Annotated in this window: 17 protein-coding genes and 3 pseudogenes; 4 read left to right on the top strand and 16 right to left on the bottom strand. The window is 63.3% G+C overall.

Annotation, left to right across the window (positions count from 1 at the left end; genetic code table 11):
• The 4 genes from M3461_10310 to M3461_10295 all read left to right on the top strand — a co-directional run.
• Positions 1-269 (top strand): hydroxymethylglutaryl-CoA lyase (locus M3461_10310; GenBank protein MDQ3774713.1); only part of this gene is annotated, 269 nt, incomplete at its 5' end.
• Between the two features lie 89 nt (positions 270-358).
• Complete coding sequence (locus tag M3461_10305; GenBank protein ID MDQ3774712.1) at positions 359-934, top strand: peptidylprolyl isomerase; 576 nt, start codon at positions 359-361, stop codon at positions 932-934.
• A 299-nt stretch (positions 935-1,233) separates the two neighbouring features.
• Positions 1,234-1,545, top strand: a complete 312-nt coding sequence (locus M3461_10300) for an RNA-binding protein (protein MDQ3774711.1) — start codon at positions 1,234-1,236, stop codon at positions 1,543-1,545.
• Between the two features lie 770 nt (positions 1,546-2,315).
• Complete coding sequence (locus tag M3461_10295) at positions 2,316-2,546, top strand: hypothetical protein (GenBank protein ID MDQ3774710.1); 231 nt, start codon at positions 2,316-2,318, stop codon at positions 2,544-2,546.
• 177 nt (positions 2,547-2,723) lie between these two features.
• Here the strand turns inward: M3461_10295 and M3461_10290 are convergent, their stop codons facing one another.
• From M3461_10290 to M3461_10215, 16 genes and pseudogenes are all read right to left on the bottom strand, one after another.
• Positions 2,724-4,607, bottom strand: a complete 1,884-nt coding sequence (locus M3461_10290) for a polysaccharide biosynthesis protein (GenBank protein MDQ3774709.1) — start codon at positions 4,605-4,607, stop codon at positions 2,724-2,726.
• Positions 4,608-4,769: 162 nt separating this feature from the next.
• Positions 4,770-4,964, bottom strand: a complete 195-nt coding sequence (locus tag M3461_10285) for a hypothetical protein (protein MDQ3774708.1) — start codon at positions 4,962-4,964, stop codon at positions 4,770-4,772.
• A gap of 337 nt (positions 4,965-5,301) precedes the next feature.
• Positions 5,302-5,787 (bottom strand): annotated as a pseudogene (locus M3461_10280) (penicillin-binding protein 1C).
• Positions 5,788-5,886: 99 nt separating this feature from the next.
• Positions 5,887-6,438 carry a transglycosylase domain-containing protein gene (locus tag M3461_10275; protein MDQ3774707.1) on the bottom strand — a complete coding sequence of 184 codons (552 nt, stop codon included), beginning with the start codon at positions 6,436-6,438 and terminating at the stop codon, positions 5,887-5,889.
• Positions 6,435-6,683, bottom strand: coding sequence for a hypothetical protein (locus M3461_10270; protein MDQ3774706.1), 249 nt, complete (start codon positions 6,681-6,683; stop codon positions 6,435-6,437). The genes M3461_10275 and M3461_10270 overlap by 4 nt, the downstream gene beginning before the upstream one ends.
• A gap of 92 nt (positions 6,684-6,775) precedes the next feature.
• Positions 6,776-6,958, bottom strand: a complete 183-nt coding sequence (locus M3461_10265) for a hypothetical protein (GenBank protein MDQ3774705.1) — start codon at positions 6,956-6,958, stop codon at positions 6,776-6,778.
• Positions 6,959-7,559: 601 nt separating this feature from the next.
• The gene (locus M3461_10260) at positions 7,560-7,949 is read right to left on the bottom strand and encodes a hypothetical protein (GenBank protein MDQ3774704.1); all 390 of its coding nucleotides are present in this window, start codon (positions 7,947-7,949) and stop codon (positions 7,560-7,562) included.
• A 391-nt stretch (positions 7,950-8,340) separates the two neighbouring features.
• A pseudogene (locus M3461_10255) lies at positions 8,341-8,780 on the bottom strand (hypothetical protein).
• Between the two features lie 29 nt (positions 8,781-8,809).
• On the bottom strand, positions 8,810-10,825 hold the full coding sequence (locus M3461_10250; protein ID MDQ3774703.1) for an AsmA family protein: 2,016 nt from the start codon (positions 10,823-10,825) through the stop codon (positions 8,810-8,812).
• A 149-nt stretch (positions 10,826-10,974) separates the two neighbouring features.
• Positions 10,975-11,427: a PA2169 family four-helix-bundle protein gene (locus M3461_10245; GenBank protein MDQ3774702.1), complete on the bottom strand. Its 453-nt coding sequence runs from the start codon at positions 11,425-11,427 to the stop codon at positions 10,975-10,977.
• Between the two features lie 159 nt (positions 11,428-11,586).
• Positions 11,587-12,402, bottom strand: a complete 816-nt coding sequence (locus M3461_10240) for a hypothetical protein (GenBank protein ID MDQ3774701.1) — start codon at positions 12,400-12,402, stop codon at positions 11,587-11,589.
• 171 nt (positions 12,403-12,573) lie between these two features.
• On the bottom strand, positions 12,574-13,392 hold the full coding sequence (locus tag M3461_10235) for an alpha/beta hydrolase (protein MDQ3774700.1): 819 nt from the start codon (positions 13,390-13,392) through the stop codon (positions 12,574-12,576).
• Between the two features lie 160 nt (positions 13,393-13,552).
• Positions 13,553-13,661: pseudogene (locus M3461_10230) on the bottom strand (transposase).
• Between the two features lie 306 nt (positions 13,662-13,967).
• Positions 13,968-15,059: a redox-regulated ATPase YchF gene (ychF, locus tag M3461_10225; protein ID MDQ3774699.1), complete on the bottom strand. Its 1,092-nt coding sequence runs from the start codon at positions 15,057-15,059 to the stop codon at positions 13,968-13,970.
• A 35-nt stretch (positions 15,060-15,094) separates the two neighbouring features.
• The gene (gene pth, locus M3461_10220; protein ID MDQ3774698.1) at positions 15,095-15,730 is read right to left on the bottom strand and encodes an aminoacyl-tRNA hydrolase; all 636 of its coding nucleotides are present in this window, start codon (positions 15,728-15,730) and stop codon (positions 15,095-15,097) included.
• 24 nt (positions 15,731-15,754) lie between these two features.
• Entirely contained in the window at positions 15,755-16,402 is a 648-nt protein-coding gene (locus tag M3461_10215) for a 50S ribosomal protein L25/general stress protein Ctc (GenBank protein MDQ3774697.1), read from the bottom strand.
• Positions 16,403-16,873: the final 471 nt, after the last annotated feature.

Raw genomic sequence — 16,873 nt, 5'->3', positions numbered from 1 at the left:
TCGCCAACATCCTGGCTTGCCTCGGGCTCGGGGTGTCGATCATCGACGCCTCGGTCGCGGGACTGGGCGGCTGCCCCTATGCGCCCGGGGCGAGCGGCAACGTCGCGACCGAGGACGTCGCCTATCTGCTCGGGGGCATGGGCATCGAGACGGGCGTTGATCTATCGCGCCTCATCGAGACCGGCCGCTTCATCAGCGCGGCGCTCGGGCGCGACAACCGCAGTCGGGTCGGCCACGTGGGCGGCGGCCCTCCGGCGCCAGCGTGCTAGAGTATCGCCCCTACATCATAACGGGAGGTCGCGCCATGAATCTCATCAGCAAGTCCTATCGAGCGGCATTGGTCGGGCTCGGCATCGGCATGGGGCCGTCCCCGGCGATCGCCGACACGCCGCCGCGTGTGCAGCTCAAGACCAGCCTGGGTGAGATCGTGGTCGCGCTGTATCCCGACAAGTCGCCCAAGACCGTCGCGAACTTCCTGCAGTACGTCAACGAGGGTTTCTACGCCGGTACGATCTTTCATCGGGTCATCGACGGTTTCATGATCCAAGGCGGGGGTTTCACCATCGATTTCGCGCAGAAGCCGACCCATGCCGCGATCGAAAACGAGGCCGGCAACGGCGTGAAGAACACCCGCGGCACGCTTGCCATGGCCCGCACCGGCGATCCCCACTCGGCCACCGCGCAGTTCTTCATCAATGTCGCGGACAACGCCTCCCTTGATCACACCGCGCCCACGCCCAGCGGCTTCGGTTACTGCGTCTTCGGCGAGGTCGTCGAGGGCATAGACGTGGTCGACCAGATCCGGAAGGCGCCCACCAAGAGCCGTGGCCCTCACCAAGACGTGCCGGCCACCTCCATCGTGATCGAGAGCGCAACGGCACTCACCAATGAGCCGGCAGCCGCCAAGGCCCCACCGGCCACCCAGGCACCGTAAGCTCTCCCTCGGGACTCGATCCTGCCGGGGGCACGATCCTATGCCTATGGGCCTATGCCTATGGGGCCCCGCGCAGTCGCTGGAACAATGGTTCGTAACGTGCTACTATACACGGAGGCGTGAGTCGGGCATCTGGTGATTTGCCTCGTGGACATAGCGTGCGTCGGTTGCCGCTCCCTACCTGAAATCCTCGCCCTTTACCCTGCGCCCAAGCTGGAGCCGCCAAATATGCGGCGATCACTCCAAACATTGATAGTTTGAATTCATCCGCGTTTCGAGCGGATAGGGAGCTAGTAGCAATGCCTACGAAAATCTATGTCGGAAATCTGTCTCCGCGGGTAACCCAAGAGGAGATCCGCAAGCTGTTCGAGCAGCATGGTGAGGTCGATACCGTCGATCTCCTCACCGATCGGTATTCCGGTGAATCCCGTGGCTTTGGATTCGTTACGATGGACAATAACGGCGCGAGAGCGGCTATCGCGGCACTCGACAAAACGCTGGTGGATGGGCGCAATATCAAGGTCAACGAAGCGAAACCGCGCGAAGCGGGCGGAGGGTATCAGCAACGCGGCGGCGGCGGTAAAGGAGGGGGGTGGCGCGGTAATTACTAAGTGAGCACTCCTACATGGCCACCGGTCTCCCTGCCCGTCGTGTCGCTTCATTTTGAAGTGCCCCCGTTGCTGTCGCCGCAAAGCGATGGGAAAAAGAAAGTTGAAAGGGAAAAAACGCCTATGATGACAGCTGAAACCAGCCCCACGTTCTCCCCCAATAGCGAGATCAACCAGACCTGCGGCTCTTGCGGTTGCGTGTTCCGCGTCGAGCTCGAGAGACCGAGGTCTCATAAGGATACTCAGGAATATCGCTGCCCGGAATGCGGGCACCACGTATGCATCGCCAAGACGTCTACTCGACCCAGGGTGACTCTGATATCAAGACGGACCGACGGGCGGCAATCGGACTTGTAGGGGATCCATGACTTTCCAGGGATTCTGCCGTCCTGAGGCGCTTCACGACACGGGCCATCAGAACGCCGGGCGTCGCGTTTCCGGGATCGGGCGCGCCGGTGTCGGGGGGGCCTCTTCGCACTCAGCATCGGGCTCGCGGTCGCGGGCCATCATTTGCTGCACCTGCCACCGGTGCTCGGGATGATGACGGTCTGGGTCTCCTCAAAATCTTCAGTCATCGCCTGACGAGGGCCGACCCCATCCGCGACCCACCCTCCAAACAATACAGTAAACAGCATGGGCCAGGCGCCGGGTGTCTACACCTTCATGGCGCATCTCAAGTGGGGCTGGGCCATCGCCCTCGGTTACGCGAATGTCCTCGCCCATCTCCTGGTCAATGCGCGGTTTTTTGTGACAGGAGGCTAAGCGCACCTGCGGTGCTGTCCTTTCGGGCGAGTTCGGTCATACTTGTCGGGGCCGGCCGGCTGCGGCCGGCGGGGGTGGTGAAGGTGTTGGACAAGTGGCTCAAGAGACTCGGGCAGATCGCCTGCCTCGTCGGTCTGCACGACTTCCGCGTCGTGGAGGTGACCTTCGGGTTCGGCGGGTCCGATGCGATCGAAAAGCTGGAGTGCCGGCGCTGCGGTCGGACCGCCGCGCGCCGCGCCTAGCCCCGAGTGCTCACCCGTCGCGAGAGCCGAGGCGCCGGTCTGGCGGTCCGCACGGACTGAAAGACGGCGAAGACGTAGCTGGCACTACGTCGGAGCCGGGCTTCTGGGAGTACGGCCCGCCGCCAGACCGAGCGGATGGATCGGTGGTCGCAGCAGGGTGGTGGTGAGAAATCCGGGCTAGGTCCCGCCGGTACGCGGGATCAGGGGGATGACCTCTGCCCCTTGCGAACCGGCTGGGCCGCACGCGAACTCGGGCACCAGATCCCTCAATAGGGTGTGCAGTGCCTCTTCATCGTAGTCGGCGACCGCGACCGCCAGCTCCCGGAGCCGGCCGTGGAGGCGAGTCCAGTCTTCGTGGCGGTGGCGGGCTAGCAGGATCTGGCGGTGCCCGGTCGGGGCCAGGGTCTCTTTTTCGTGGAATAGCTCCTCGACCAGTTTCTCGCCAGGGCGCAATCCCGTATAGGCGACCTCGATGTCCTCATCGGGCACCTTGCCGGCCAGGCGGATCATCTGTTCCGCCAGCTCGCGGATCTTGACGGGCTCGCCCATCTCGAGGACGAAGATCTCCCCGCCCTGGCCCATGACCGCGGCCTGTAGAATCAACTGGCAGGCCTCCGGGATGGTCATGAAGTAGCGCGATACCTCGGGATGGGTCACGGTCACCGGCCCGCCTATGGCGATCTGCTCCTGGAACAGCGGCACGACGCTCCCGGCCGAGCCCAGGACGTTGCCGAAACGTACCGTGATGAAGCGGGTGCGGGTTCGCTTGTCGAGGTTCTGGCAGAACACCTCGGCGGCGCGTTTGCTCGCGCCCATGATGCTCTGCGGGTTGACCGCCTTGTCGGTCGAGATGAGGACGAACTGGCCGACCCCGGCGGCCGCGGCGGCCTCGGCCACCACCTGGGTGCCGAGGATGTTGTTCTGCACCGCCTCGCGCACCTGTCCCTCCAGCATGGGGAGGTGCTTGTAGGCCGCGGCGTGGAACACTATCTGCGGCCGGTGGCGGGTCATGAAGTGCCTGACCGCCGCGACGTCGCCGATGTCGCACAAATGAAAGCTGATCGGTACTTGTGGAAAGCTCGCGCGGAGCTCCAATTCGAGCCGGTAGATGCTGAACTCCGAGCGCTCCAAGACGACCAGCGCGCGCGCCCCGATGCGCGCGAGCTGGCGGCACAGCTCCGATCCGATGGACCCCGCCCCACCCGTGACCAGGACCACGTGTTCGGCAAGCCCTGCGCTTATCGCCTGCCAGTCGAGCGACACGGGCTGGCGGCCGAGCAAATCATCGATCGACACCTCGCGCAATTCCTGGATCCCGACGCGCCCCGAGATCAGATCATAAATGCCGGGGAGCGTCCACACCGGTACCCCGGAGGCCTCCGCCAGGGCGACGATGCGTTTCATGTCCCGCCCGCTGGCCGAGGGGATGGCGATCATCACCATCTCGACCCCCCGGCGTTCCACCACCTCAGGCAGTGCCTCGCAGGGCCCCAGCACCCGCACGCCGTGGATCTCGCGGCCGGTCTTGGAAGGATCGTCGTCGAGGAAGCCGACGGGATGGTAGCGGTGCTCCGGGTCGTGGAACAGATCGCGCAGCAGCATCTCGCCGGCGCGCCCGGCACCGATGATCAGGACCCCCTGGCCGGCTTGGAGATTCAGATAGCTGTCCTTGGCCCACCGGTATAGCAGCCGGGGTCCGCCCAGGAGCCCGATGAGGAGGATGACGTAGAGCGGGATGACCGAGCGCGGCACCCACTCCAGGCGGATGGTCATGAACAGCACCAGGGCCACGGCCACGGATCCGGTGAGCACGGCCTTGGCGATGCGCACGAGATCGGGCAGCGAGGCGAAGTGCCACACCCCCCGATACAGCCCGAAGCACCAGAACACCGCGACCTGGATGGGGACGATCGCGGCGAGGTCGAGCAGGGCGTGGTAGAGATAGACGTCCGGGATGTCTCCCAGGTTGAAGCGCAGCCACAAGGCCCCGAGCCACGCCACCGGCACCATGACGAGGTCATGGGTGAATGCGGCGTAGCGGCCTCGCACCCCCCTGATCAAAGATCCCTTCCTCACGATAGACCCCTCCCCCGCAGGCCCCTTCCCGGGCGCTCGCGTCGTGACATTGATGCAAGGATAACCCAAGTCCGCTCGCGGCGTACATCGGTGTGCCTCGCGCGGAGGGTCAGCGCCGCCCGCGCACCTCGAAGACCACGCCGTCCACTATCCGGCCGTTCGGATCGAGGAGCGTGAGATGATGCCGGCCCGGCACCGGCCGCCAGCCGGTGGCGATGTGCCCGCTGGCGATCTGACAGGCACTCGGTCGATCTGCCAAGCGAGCCCCGGTAGCGCGGGCTCGGCCCTGAGGAACAGGCGCTGGCGTTCGGCGGGGATATCCGGGTCCAGGGCGATGCTCATGTCGCGGCCGGGATAGACGATGTGCGGGCGGCGCGCCTCGGTGCCGGCAAAGGCGATGCGTCGCATCGCGGTGCGTGCGAGGAACCACTCGCGGCGGGGTGCCTCGATGGGCGGGGTGAAGACGATGTCCTCTGCGACCACGCCTCGGGGGGGAGGGGGTGCCGTGCCCGGTGCGCTCCGGTGCAAATGGTCCATGACCTCGTGCCACACCGGCGCCGCCCCCGTGGACCTCGTGCATGGGCTCGCCGCTGAAGTTGCCGACCCATACCCCGACCGTGTAGTGCGGCGAGTAGCCGATGCACCAGTTGTCGCGCAGGTCCTTGCTGGTGCCGGTCTTGACCGCGGTATGGGAAGTGGTGCCGAGCGCGTTGGAAAGGCCAAAGGTCACGCTCCGGGCCGCGCGATCGGCGAGGATGTCCGAGACGATGAAGGCGGCGCCTTCCTGTATCACGGCCTTGGCGGGCGCGGGTGCCGGCCGGGGCTGCAGGGTGAGCACGGCCGAAACCCCACCGTTGGCGAGGCTCCGGTAGGCGTTCACGAGCTCCCAGAGCGTCACCTCGGCGGAGCCGAGCGCCAGGGAATACCCGTAGTAATCGCCATCCTGGCTGAGGTGCGCGAAGCCAAGCGCACGCAGCCGCTCCACGAAGCGCTCGGTCCCGACGAGCACCAGCGCCCGCACCGCCGGGACGTTGAGCGATCCCGCGCACGCGGTGCGCAGGCTGACCCAGCCCCGCGAGGCGTGGTCATAGTTCTCTGGGACATACAGCCCGGTCGGGGTGGCGAGATGGACCGGCGAGTCGTCGAGCGGGGAGGCCGCGGTCAAGAGGCGCGCTTCGAGGCCAGCGCGTAGAGAAACGGCTTGAGCGTCGAGCCTGCCTGGCGCGGTGCCTGTACCCCATCCACATAGAACGTCGCCTCGTCCTCACCGGGATTTCCGACGTAGACCAGAACGTCGCCGCTCGCGTTGTCCACGGCCAGCACCCGCACCGTGGCGCACGTTGCGACCCCGGAGCTGGCGGAGCTGATGGCGCAGCGCCATGAGGGCGAGGCGCTGGAGACCCGCGTCGAGGGTGGAGGCGATCTGCCATGCGCCGGTCGGGTCCCGGCCGGTTGAGTCTCGGTGATCCGCGCCGTCCTGCGGGCCGCTGGCGCCCCGCCTCCGCCCCCCGCAGAGCGCGTTCCACAGCGCCCCCGCCCCCGCCCGCCAATCGACCCCCCGATGCGCAAAGAAGCGCCGGTCCTCGGCGCGCACCACGGCCTCGAGGGTGACCGGGGAGATATCCGCGATCTCCGTCCAGCCGAGACGTCGCCGTGTCGCATCCACGCGTAGTTCATGGATGATCTCGCCGTGCCGGTCGAGGAGCTGTTTCTCGCTCGTGCGATACCGACCGGTAAGGGCGCGATTATCCCGCAACGCGGGCATTGAGGACATCGATGTCAAACCCGCGAGTAATGACATGATACGGTAGATCACGCCGGTCCCTTGGAAACGCGCACCCACCGTGAGCAACTCCGGGGGCGAACCAGCTCCATCCAACGGGATACAATATCCGGCGGTATCAGGAGTAATAACATCCCCGGCATGGCGAGGAAGCCGGCGATGGCGTTTAGGGCCTCCTCGGGCGACTTCGGAAGTGTGACTCGCTTGGGGTGTGTAACCACCGCGTAGAACTCCGCAAGCACTTGCGGGGTGATGCAGAAGCCAACGTCTTCCTGCATAGCCTGGTCAAGTAACGCTCGCGCTGCTGCGTAGTGGTCGGAATTCCTAATAGAGGGCATCAATGAGGACGTTGGTATCCAGGAGGGCGAGATCACGCGACATCGTCGTACATTTCTTCCCTGGTCAACGTCTCGATCGGCTTTCCGTCCCAGACCGGAAGGTGAACGGGCTGCTTTCTCTCGTCTGCGCGAGGCTGCTCGCGCAGCGTGTCCACGATCATCGCAATCGCCTGGGCAACCCGTTCCGGCAGGTCTTTGACATTGATCGTCTCCATAGGACACCCTGCCTTCGGCAGACCACCTACTAAGACGTACGTTGTTAGAACCGCATGCCTTCCTCCCCCTCGCCGGTAAGAAAGAATCGTCACGAGACCCGGGGCACGGGCGCGCTATCTACGGCGCCCTGGGCTTCCCGGCGGCGCTAGACAGCGCCTCGACGGGAAGACTGAGTCGGGGTTCGAGCCCACATGCTTCCGCCCTACCCCCACCCCCGCTTCCAGGAAATCTCCTGTGGTTCCTTGGCGTCGGATTGGGGGGATAATCGTCGAACAACGTGAGCTAAATTTCAAGCGTGACAAGGGACTGGGGCCGTTTGATGGCGCACGGCCGCCACGGCGAGGCGCTGGCGACCCGAGGGTGGAGGCGATCTGCCAGGCGCCGGTTGGATTCCCGGCCGCTTGGGCCCCAGTAACCCGCGCGGTCCTGCGAGCTGGAGTGGGAAGGGGTCTGGACCCGCACCCGCTCGCCGCGGGGTTCGGCGCACCAGCGGGGGTGGGCTGCCCGAGAGCCGGGTACCGGAATCCCTAGAGGGCGGCGTGGATCCCCCAGGCCATGAGGAGCCGCCGCGCCACATGTGCGGGTCCCCCCCGGGCTGTATTAGTTAGGTTCGTTTGCCGATTTAAACGTCGCCTCCGCGCTCGCCTTGTCGCTTTCGAGTTGCGCATTCGCCAGGGCCTCGCAGGCGTCCTCCTCGGCATCATCGGTCAGAGCGTCGCATTTCTCCAAGGCAACCTGGTGGCGGCCCTTCGCTTCGGCAAGCATGACGTCGCGACGCGCTTTGGCAGCCTCCTCATTCACATCGGACTGGGCAGCCTCGCGAGCATCGCCCACTTCTTCCGCCTCCTCGCTGCGTGCCTTCGATACATCCTCCTGAGTGTCCTGACGCGCTTCCGATACATCTTCCGCAGTCTCGTTGGTGCTTTCCTGACACGCGCTTAATGCGATAAGGGAAAGGCCGGTAATCAAAATAAGGCGTAAATGGTTCATAGTGATTTGCTTCGCTGGGTAAGGTTGATAGGTAAGGTTGATAACTAATGGTTAGTTAAGGTTGTAGTAAAGCTTGAATCCGGCCACGCAAATCGGGCCCCCTCTCTAATCGCTCTAATCGAATCAACATGGGCACTGGTTGAACAGGCTAGCGCAGAGGGCGTCCCAGCTTCATTGTGTGTGGTTACCACCATAAGTGCTTCCCCAAGGTTTTTAGTCACATGCGATTGAGTGGCATGGCGTATACCACTTTTGTAACTCATTGGTTTAGTGTCGAATGCCAGCGAACTAAGAGAGAGAAGCCCTGACTGAACCGGTAAAACCTGCTGGCGTATTGTAAGAATTACAGGGTTCAAGGGTTCCCATCGGGTGTCCGGATCGCGCTTAGATCGTGGCGTGAGGACCGTGACTCCACAAACCAGGGATGTTGGTCGGAGGTGTAGTTGGGTACCAAAATGCCCTGAGTCCGTGCTCGTGTACCCTGACTACGAGAGCATCGAACTCCTCATTGGGATGCCCCGGTCGCCACGATTCCACGATTACCCGCCCGACCGAGAGCGGGGCGATGTCCCGCTCGCGCAGCGCGTTGACAAACATGTCAGGCGGAGCTTCGCCGAGCGACTGCTCCTCGCGCGTGGCCGGGCAGTAGATCAGCGCGCCGTTTTCGGCCACGACGCGGTCGAACAGGTCGAGGCGCGGGGAGTCCCGCATCAGGTCGGGCAGCTCACCGCCGGTAACTAGGAGCAGCTTCCGCCCCCTGTCGCAGAAGCGCTCGAGCGCGTCCACAGTCGCAGGGCTGACCACGCCGTTCGTGAGCGAGCGTCCCATCATGAGCGCATAGGTTCGATTCGTCGAGCGTTTCAACGGGCCGGTGCCTCCGACACTTTGGTGATCGACTCGCGCACCTCAGTCAGCAGATCTCGGCACGGACTGTCATTGGCGAGCACCATATCCATCGGCGGCAACAGGCCGATGATCGCCGACAACGTCGTGCTCACGATTTGCTTGAGCGTGTCGCCGGGGCCCAATTTCGCTGCGTCCGGGAACACATCCAGTTCGGCTAGCTTGCCGCCGACGCGGATCGGGGAACGTAACGTGAACGGGCTGAAGTCCTTGGAATAGGGCGTGAGCAGCATGTTGATCTTTTCCGACGCGAGGTCCACCTCACCCTGGCCGGTGATCTTGCTATCGCTCGTGTCCATGACCAGCGGATCGATCTTCACGCGTCCGTTTTCGGCCTCGAGCTTGGCGAGCGCGCAACGGATCTCGATCGGCTCGTCGCCGCTGATCGCGGCGCCGATCGATTCGAATACGTCGAGCCCGATGAGCTCCATCAGCAAGTGGCTGATCTTGCCGCGCGACATCGCGACGAAAGCCTCGCCGTCGGCGTGAGCCGCCATCTCGCGCACCGAGCCACCCTCGGAGCCGAGATGCATTCGCCCGTCGAGCACACCGCTGCTCTCGTCTTGGAACGCCGTGCTCTTGAACAGCGCCCATAGCGGGACGTTGCGTAGGTCTCCCTCGACCTCGGTGCGCACCGGCTTGCTATCGGCGTGCAGGGTCACCGCAAGGTCGATCGCTCCTTCGCCGAGCTTGAAGCGCGCCGGCTTGGCCCGCAGCACGCCGTCCTCGACCACGATCGCGAGCGAGACGTGGTCAATGGGGATCCGCTTCGTGATCACGTGCTTCGCGTCCAGTTTCGCGCGTATGTTCATGGCGTGCAGGCGCTCGAGCTCGATCGCCGTCGCGCCAATGATTCGTTCCTCCGCTTCTTGCTGCTTCGCCTCCGCCTCCTGTTCGGCTGAGGCGGTCTCTCCTTCTCCAGTTGCGGGCGGCGCGCCTACCAAGCCCGCGAGATCGTCGAAGTCCAGCTTGTCGGAAACGAAGCGTGCGTCCATGCGCGGTGGATCGGCAGCGGTGCGAATGGCGAGGTCTCCCGCTAGATCGCTGTCGCCCATACGACCCTGAAAGTCGTCGAACCTCCACTCGTCGCCTTTGTGGACGAGCATGCCGGTCAACGAGTATGGCGGCGTCTTGGGAAGCACGACGCCGGCGAGTGGATAGAGCTGAGCCATGTCGGAGCCTTCGACCGTGAGTTTCAAGCCGAAGCGGCCCCCCTCCAAAGCGTTGGTGAGCGTACCCTTCGCGTGCGCCGAGAACCTCTCCTTGGGTGTGTCAGGGGGCGCGCCGGTATCGAGCTTGATCTCGATCGGATAAGGACGGTCCGCAGCCCACAGCCGCCCTACGGAGTCTCCATCGACTCGCAGTCGCGACGGCCGCTCCTGATATTTCCCCTGCGCTTGGAGCGCGACCCCCCTGTGGTCGCTGTGACCGATTGCCTCGTCGATCTGCGCGTCCCTCAGCTTCTTGCCGGCGACACGATACACGACTCGCGCATCCCGCACGCTGAGCTCGCCGATGGCGGGGAAATCGGTACGGCCTTCGGGCAGGATCGCTTCGGCCGCGGCCTCTGCCGGCGATGCGCCGGTGAACTGCCAGTTGGCTTGGCCCTCCGCGTCTTTCTCGAGGTTCACTCGCAGTCCCTCGATCTCCAGATAGGGCATCACCACGCGGCCGCGAAGCAATTCGAGCAGCTTGATGCGGAAGCGAAGCTTCTCGATCGCTACGAACTCCGGATCCTCCTTCGCCCATTTCGCGTTCTTTAAACGGATGTCGGAGGTCGATACGCTCGGGGCCAGCGACTTGCGAACCTTGAGATTGCCAGCGATCTCGAGCTGGCGTCCCGAATAGTCCGCTACGCGCGCCGTGATGAGCGGCTTGAGCCGGTTGAAGTCGAAGAATGCGACGACAACCACCATCGCCACGATAGCGCCGGTGAAGAGGATGCCTACGGCAATTGCGACCTTGCGAAGCATGAAACCACTCCCGCCGGCCACTTGCAGTGAGGCACGACGTCGACTCTGAGATCTTTCGATCATCAACGACCCCAACCCCGGCGTGGCGCTCCGTCAAGAGCGCGCTATAGGCCGCATTTCCCGTCAAGACCCATGGCCTCGAGCACCGCTCAATTCGCTTTCCGATACCGGTTGCGCAAATCCCGCACGCGATCATGATTCTCTACTACGCCCTGATACTGCCGTTGAACGATAGACTGGATACTGTCCGGTAGGCCCTTTGCTAAGGCTTTCTCATAGGTATTCTTCGCCACATCTTCTCCGCGCTCGCATTCCTCGAGCACAGCCTGCTCGTCTTTGCCGGTGATTGCCGCTTTGACATCCACCCAGGCGCGATGGAGGGTCCCGACGACACTGCTATATTTGTCTGGATCCCCACCTAAGAGGCGCACTTGTTCTTGCAGTTCGTTGGCGCCTTCCGCACATCGCTGCGCCGCCGCCGTAAAGACCTGTTTGAGCTCCATGTCTTTCACATCTTCCGCACAGGTCCTAAAACCATATTCGCCATCCTTGGAGGTCTCAATCAAGTCATTGAGGGTGGAGATTATCTCGTCGTTGGTCATGGTTATTCCTCTCGTTTGGGTTCATAAAGCGTTCGCCGCGAACAACCGTGTTCTTCCTCCTTCCCCTAGCGTCGAGTTCACTTAAGCACCGCAACGCAACGCCATCATCAGAGGCCTCCCCCTCACGGTAAAACCGAAAAACGGGGAGGCCGTTGGTTCTTAAACCGCTGGCGTGTAATCGCGTGGGTCGGCTGCTCTCTGTACAGGAATTCGCCGTGAGTCACGTGCGCCTACGGAACCCCCCAGCCCTGCCGCCATTGCACCCAGGATAAGTGATAAAGCCCCCCAGAGCATTACGTGGGCTAAGGCTTCCGCCGTCTTATCTAACGCGACGCGCGCCGTCTGTTGCGCTTCCTCGACCGCTTGGGTTGCCTCTGCCCGGCTTATCTTCGTACGTGCCACTACCGTATCGATTAACGCTTCCTGAGTGTTGCCCTCACTAATGAGCTGATTGATCAACACTCGGATATCTTCCTCGCTAACCGGTGCACTCGTCGCCGCCCCTGATTGTGCCACCTGCGGGGCCACTGCCGCTGCTCCGTAGCCGAGACCGTTCAATGTGCTTCCCAACAAGGAGCCGAACACGGTCATCAAGAACAGCACTACAAAGACGGTAGAAAGCCCCCAGGTGACCAAACCGTGCAGCGTGCCGTCTTCATCGCGCGTTACACCCGCGAGATAGCTGGCAAGCCATCCACCTGCAAACAGACCGAACATGCTCGACACGACCATCCAAATCCCGGCCGCTATACTAAAGGTCGTAGCGCTGGGGGTTTCACCTTGCAGTGGGTCGATCGCGCTAAAGCCGAAGCCTGCGCCTATCATGTTGAGCACTAGTTGAATAGCTAGCGCAAGAACGACGGCGGCGATAACAGCGGCCCACGAAATGCGCTTCGTTACCAAAACGCCCTCTGCCCGGCTAGCGTACGCTGCGCCTGTCGTGGTGCCAACTTCGTCATGTGTGGTTACTACCATAATTGCCTCCTCCAGGGGTTAATTTAGTCGCAGACGCTTGAGTGGCATGGCGTATGCCAGTTTTGTAACCCATTGTTTTAACGCCGAATGCTAAGCGAAACTGCAGGAGAAGCCGTGAACTGAACCGGTAAAAGTTGCGGGCCTGTTGTAAGAATTGCAGTTCGGGAGCCTTCAATCCTTGCGAAGAAATTCACGAACTATGCTGATCTGCTCATCATCGAGGAACATCGGCGCGTGACCCACTCCGGGTATCTCGACACCGGACACGCCCGGCTTTTGCAGCATGGCGGAATAGGTTTCCGGCAACAGTAGATCGGACAGCGCACCACGCGTTACCAGAACCGGGCAGCGCACCGTATTCCAGAAAGGGCTCAGGTCGATGTCGACAGCCGCGGTAGTGCGAAACGAGTCGCCGATGCCGGGATCGCAATTGCTGTACGCCTTGCCATCGGCTCCGATCCTGACCGAGCTGCGCGCAATCTGATCCCACTGCGCCTCGGTCTTCAACCCGAAAGGAGCGGCGATGATCTTCAGGTGTTCCTTGTAGGCCTCATACGAGTCGAACACCGATTTGGTCCCCACATAAGTTCCAATGCGTTCGAGTGCCGCCCTCGGGATATGCGATCCCACGTCATTGATGACCATTTTGCGGATCGGAGATTTGGGCTGTGCGGCGATGAACATGCCCGTGATTCCGCCCATGGAAGTACCGACCCAATCGACCTGCTCGGCGCCCGTGCGGGCGATCAGGACGCTCATGTCGGAGAGATATTGCGGATAACCGTAGCCGGTCTTGTTCTGCAGCCAGTCGCTTTTTCCGCGCCCGACAAAATCTGGGCAGAGCACGCGATAGTCGCGGCTCATCGCTTCGGCAAGGGCATCAAAATCGCGCCCGTTGCGCGACAGGCCGTGCGCGCAGATCAGCACGCGCGGATTGTCGGCATCGCCCCATTCGGTATAGGCGATGCGGTGAAAACCGGTTTGGCTCAAGCCGAGAGCATATGATTCACGCATTTGTATTTTTCCAATTTGGGGGGAGCGACGTTAGCCTACCGGTCTGGGTGCATCACCGGCAGATCTCCTGATCGGAAAAGGATAGGATATTTCTACGCAGTGTCGCAAGAGTGGTGTCTTCCCGGTAGGGAGAGGGGTAGACGCCCACTTGGCTGTTCTCCACCTTCCCCAGCCGCCCAGTCCATTGCCGTGCGACCCCCGCCGAGGCCGCCCTTCTTCGGAAACGCGCTCTTGTCGATGATGAGAGCCGCTTTCATTCCGCCGATGAGGGTGTTGACCGGACGGCTCGTCTCGCTGACCAATCCATCGAAGTCCCACTTGGAGTGGGTTGGCCCTGACCGGGTTCCGCGGTGTCCAGCACATCAAGAACGTGCGCCGGGGGTGATCCGCTAAACCGGGTATGTGCGCGTCGTACTCGGTATCGTACCCACGGCTTTTGTGTGAGATGGCAAGCGACCAAGCGAAGCGCCAGAACACAAAAAAGCCCAGAGATGCTGGGCCTTACATGGTTCTTGAGACTTGGTGAGAAGGGGTGAAGTGCAGCGTTTGGATTAGACCTTGAATCGAAAGTGCATGACGTCGCCGTCGCGGACCCGGTAGTCCTTGCCTTCCAGGCGCCACTTGCCGGCGTCCTTGGCGCCTTGCTCGCCGCGACCGGCGAGGTAGTCGTCGTAGCCGATGACCTCGGCGCGGATGAAGCCGCGCTGGAAATCGGTGTGGATCAGGCCGGCCGCTTCGGGCGCCGTGGCGCCGATGCGCGCCGTCCAGGCGCGCACCTCCTTGGGCCCGGCGGTGAAAAAGGTCTGCAGGCCGAGGAGAGCGTAGCCGGCCTCGATGAGGCGCGCGAGCCCGGTCTCCGCCACACCCAACGCCTCCAGGTACTCGCGGCGCTCGCCGTCCTCGAGCTCGGCGAGCGCGGCCTCGAGCGTGGCGCAGACGATGAGGCTCGCTGCCCCTTCGCGCTCCGCGAGAAGCGCGAGCTCCTCGGTCCAACGGTTGCCGCCGAGCCCGTACTCGGTGACGTTGGCGACATACAGGGTGGGCTTCAAGCAGAGGAGATGCAGCTCCGCGAGCACGGCGCGCTCCGCCTCGGTAAGCACCAGGGAGCGGAGGTTCCCGCCGGCATCGAGGCACCGCAGGGCCCTGTCGAGCGCCGCACGGGCAGTCTGTGCCGGCTTGTCACCGGCCTTTTCCCGCTTGCCGACACGCTCGAGCGCGCGCTCCACCGTCTCGATGTCCGCGAGCGCCAGCTCGGTGTGGACGGTCTCGATGTCGGACAGGGGATCCACGCGGCCCGCGACGTGTACGATGCGCTCGTGCTCGAAACAGCGCACCACGTGCGCGATGGCCTGGGTCTCGCGGATATGGGCGAGGAACTTGTTTCCGAGGCCCTCGCCCTGGGAGGCCCCGGTGACGAGACCGGCGATATCGACGAAGGTCATGGCCGCCGGCACGACGCGCTCGGGCTTCGCTATCTCCGCGAGCGGCGCGAGGCGCGGGTCCGGCACCGGCACCACGCCCACGTTGGGGTCCACGGTGCAAAACGGATAATTCGAGGCAGCGACCGCGGCCCGTGTCAGGGCATTGAAGAGCGTGGACTTGCCGACATTCGGCAGACCCACGATGCCGCAGCGAAAGCCCATCCCCGCGTGGTCCCCCGTAATCCCAGAAGCTCGCCCTAATCCGCGGCGGGCGCCTCGGGGGCGCGGCGGTGCAGGTGGTTCATCACCGGCTCCAGGTCCCCGTCCAGGATGCGTGGGAGGTGCTCGATGACGGCATCGATGGCCGCCTCGATGGCCAGGCGCTCGTGCGAGGGCGGCAAGGACAGCACGTAGGGGATGACCAACTCGCGTACCCCGGGATGGCCGATCCCGAGACGCAGGCGGGCAAACCCGGGGTCGCCGAGATGGGCGATGATGTCGCGGATCCCGTTGTGCCCGCCGGCCCCGCCGCCGCGCTTCAGGCGCACCGCACCCGGTGGCAGGTCGAGCTCATCGTAGACCACCAAGATAGAGGTAGCCGGGATGCGGTAATAACCCGCCAGGGCCGCGACGCTCTGGCCGCTGCGGTTCATGAAGGTGCTCGGCTGGAGCACGAAGCAGCTCTGTCCGGCGTTCTCCAACCGCCCGACCCGCCCGGCAAACTTGCCTTCCTGCCGGAGGGCGACGCGCAGGCGCGTGAGGAACCAGCTCCCGGCGTTGTGACGCGTCGCGGCGTATTCGGGTCCGGGGTTGCCGAGGCCGACGATGAGCTCGATGCGCCCGCGTGTCCCGGTCTCGTCCGGCACGCGTTCAGCGACAGCGCCACGCGCCACCGCATGGCACCGAAAGCCGCCCCATCAGCTCGACGTGTGGTCGCCGCCGGCCCCCGCGACGGCCTCGGCGGCCTCGCCTTCGGCCTGCTCGACGACTCTTGGGAGGTGCACCGAAACGACCGCCTGTGCCGCATCTCCCCCATGCGCCAGGGCCGCCGGCTGCACGCCTTCGGGAAGGTCGAGATCGGAGAGGTGCAAGGTCGTCCCGATGGTGACGGGCGCGAGGTCCACCGCGATGTATTCCGGCAGGTCCTTCGGGAGGCACACCACCTCGATCTCCGTCATCAGATGGCTCACGATCCCCCCCGCCTGTTTGACCCCGGCACACTTGTCCTCGTTGATGAAGTGGATGGGGACGCGCATGGTGAGCCGTTCGTGCTCGTCGATGCGCAGGAAATCGAGGTGCAGGATCTGCGGTTTATAGGGGTGCCGGTGCAGGTCCTTGAGCACCACCTTTTCAGGACCACCTTCCAGCGTGAGGGTCAAGATATGGGAATAGAACGCCTCCTGATCGAGATGCCGGCGCACCTCCTCATGCTCCAGAGACAGCGATAAGGGCGCCTTGCCGGCCCCATACAGTACGGCGGGAACCTGGCCCTGGCGCCTGAGCCGGCGGCATCGGCCTTTTCCTGTTTGATCGCGCGATGCGGCCGCCAGTTCGAATGGTTTCACGGTGTTCCTCCTGTAGTAAACGATAATGCCGTCCGCCGGAGCCTATGAACGACTGGCGGCCGGCGATGTTTGTCTTGGCGAGCGCTCAGACTTTGTAAAAAAATCGCGGACTAGATTCTTACGCAGCCATTGCTATACAGAACGAGAGCGACGAATTTAGAGGTCCTTTCTACCTCAGGGAGAAGGTTGCCGTGAAAATACAGACTTTCATCCTCCGTGGTGTCGACGCCCTCGACATGACTGTTAGGATGACGGGAATGAGATCAAACATTTTGATTGATTTTTATTCCTATCCACCCGCTCCCGGTCGCGGGGGAGTGAGTTTCCGATCCCCTCCCCTGCGAAGCGGGGGAGGGTAGGGTAATGGTATGGACTCCTCCCCTCCCTAACGGCATCGTGATGTGCCAGAGTGGAAGATGAAACGACCACTTCAACGACTGGTCTTTACCCACAAGTTGATCGAGCACAAAG

It is taken from the genome of Pseudomonadota bacterium (genome assembly GCA_030860485.1).
Classification (GTDB): Bacteria; Pseudomonadota; Gammaproteobacteria; order JACCXJ01; family JACCXJ01; genus JACCXJ01.
This window is presented reverse-complemented; position numbering and strand designations above follow the sequence as displayed.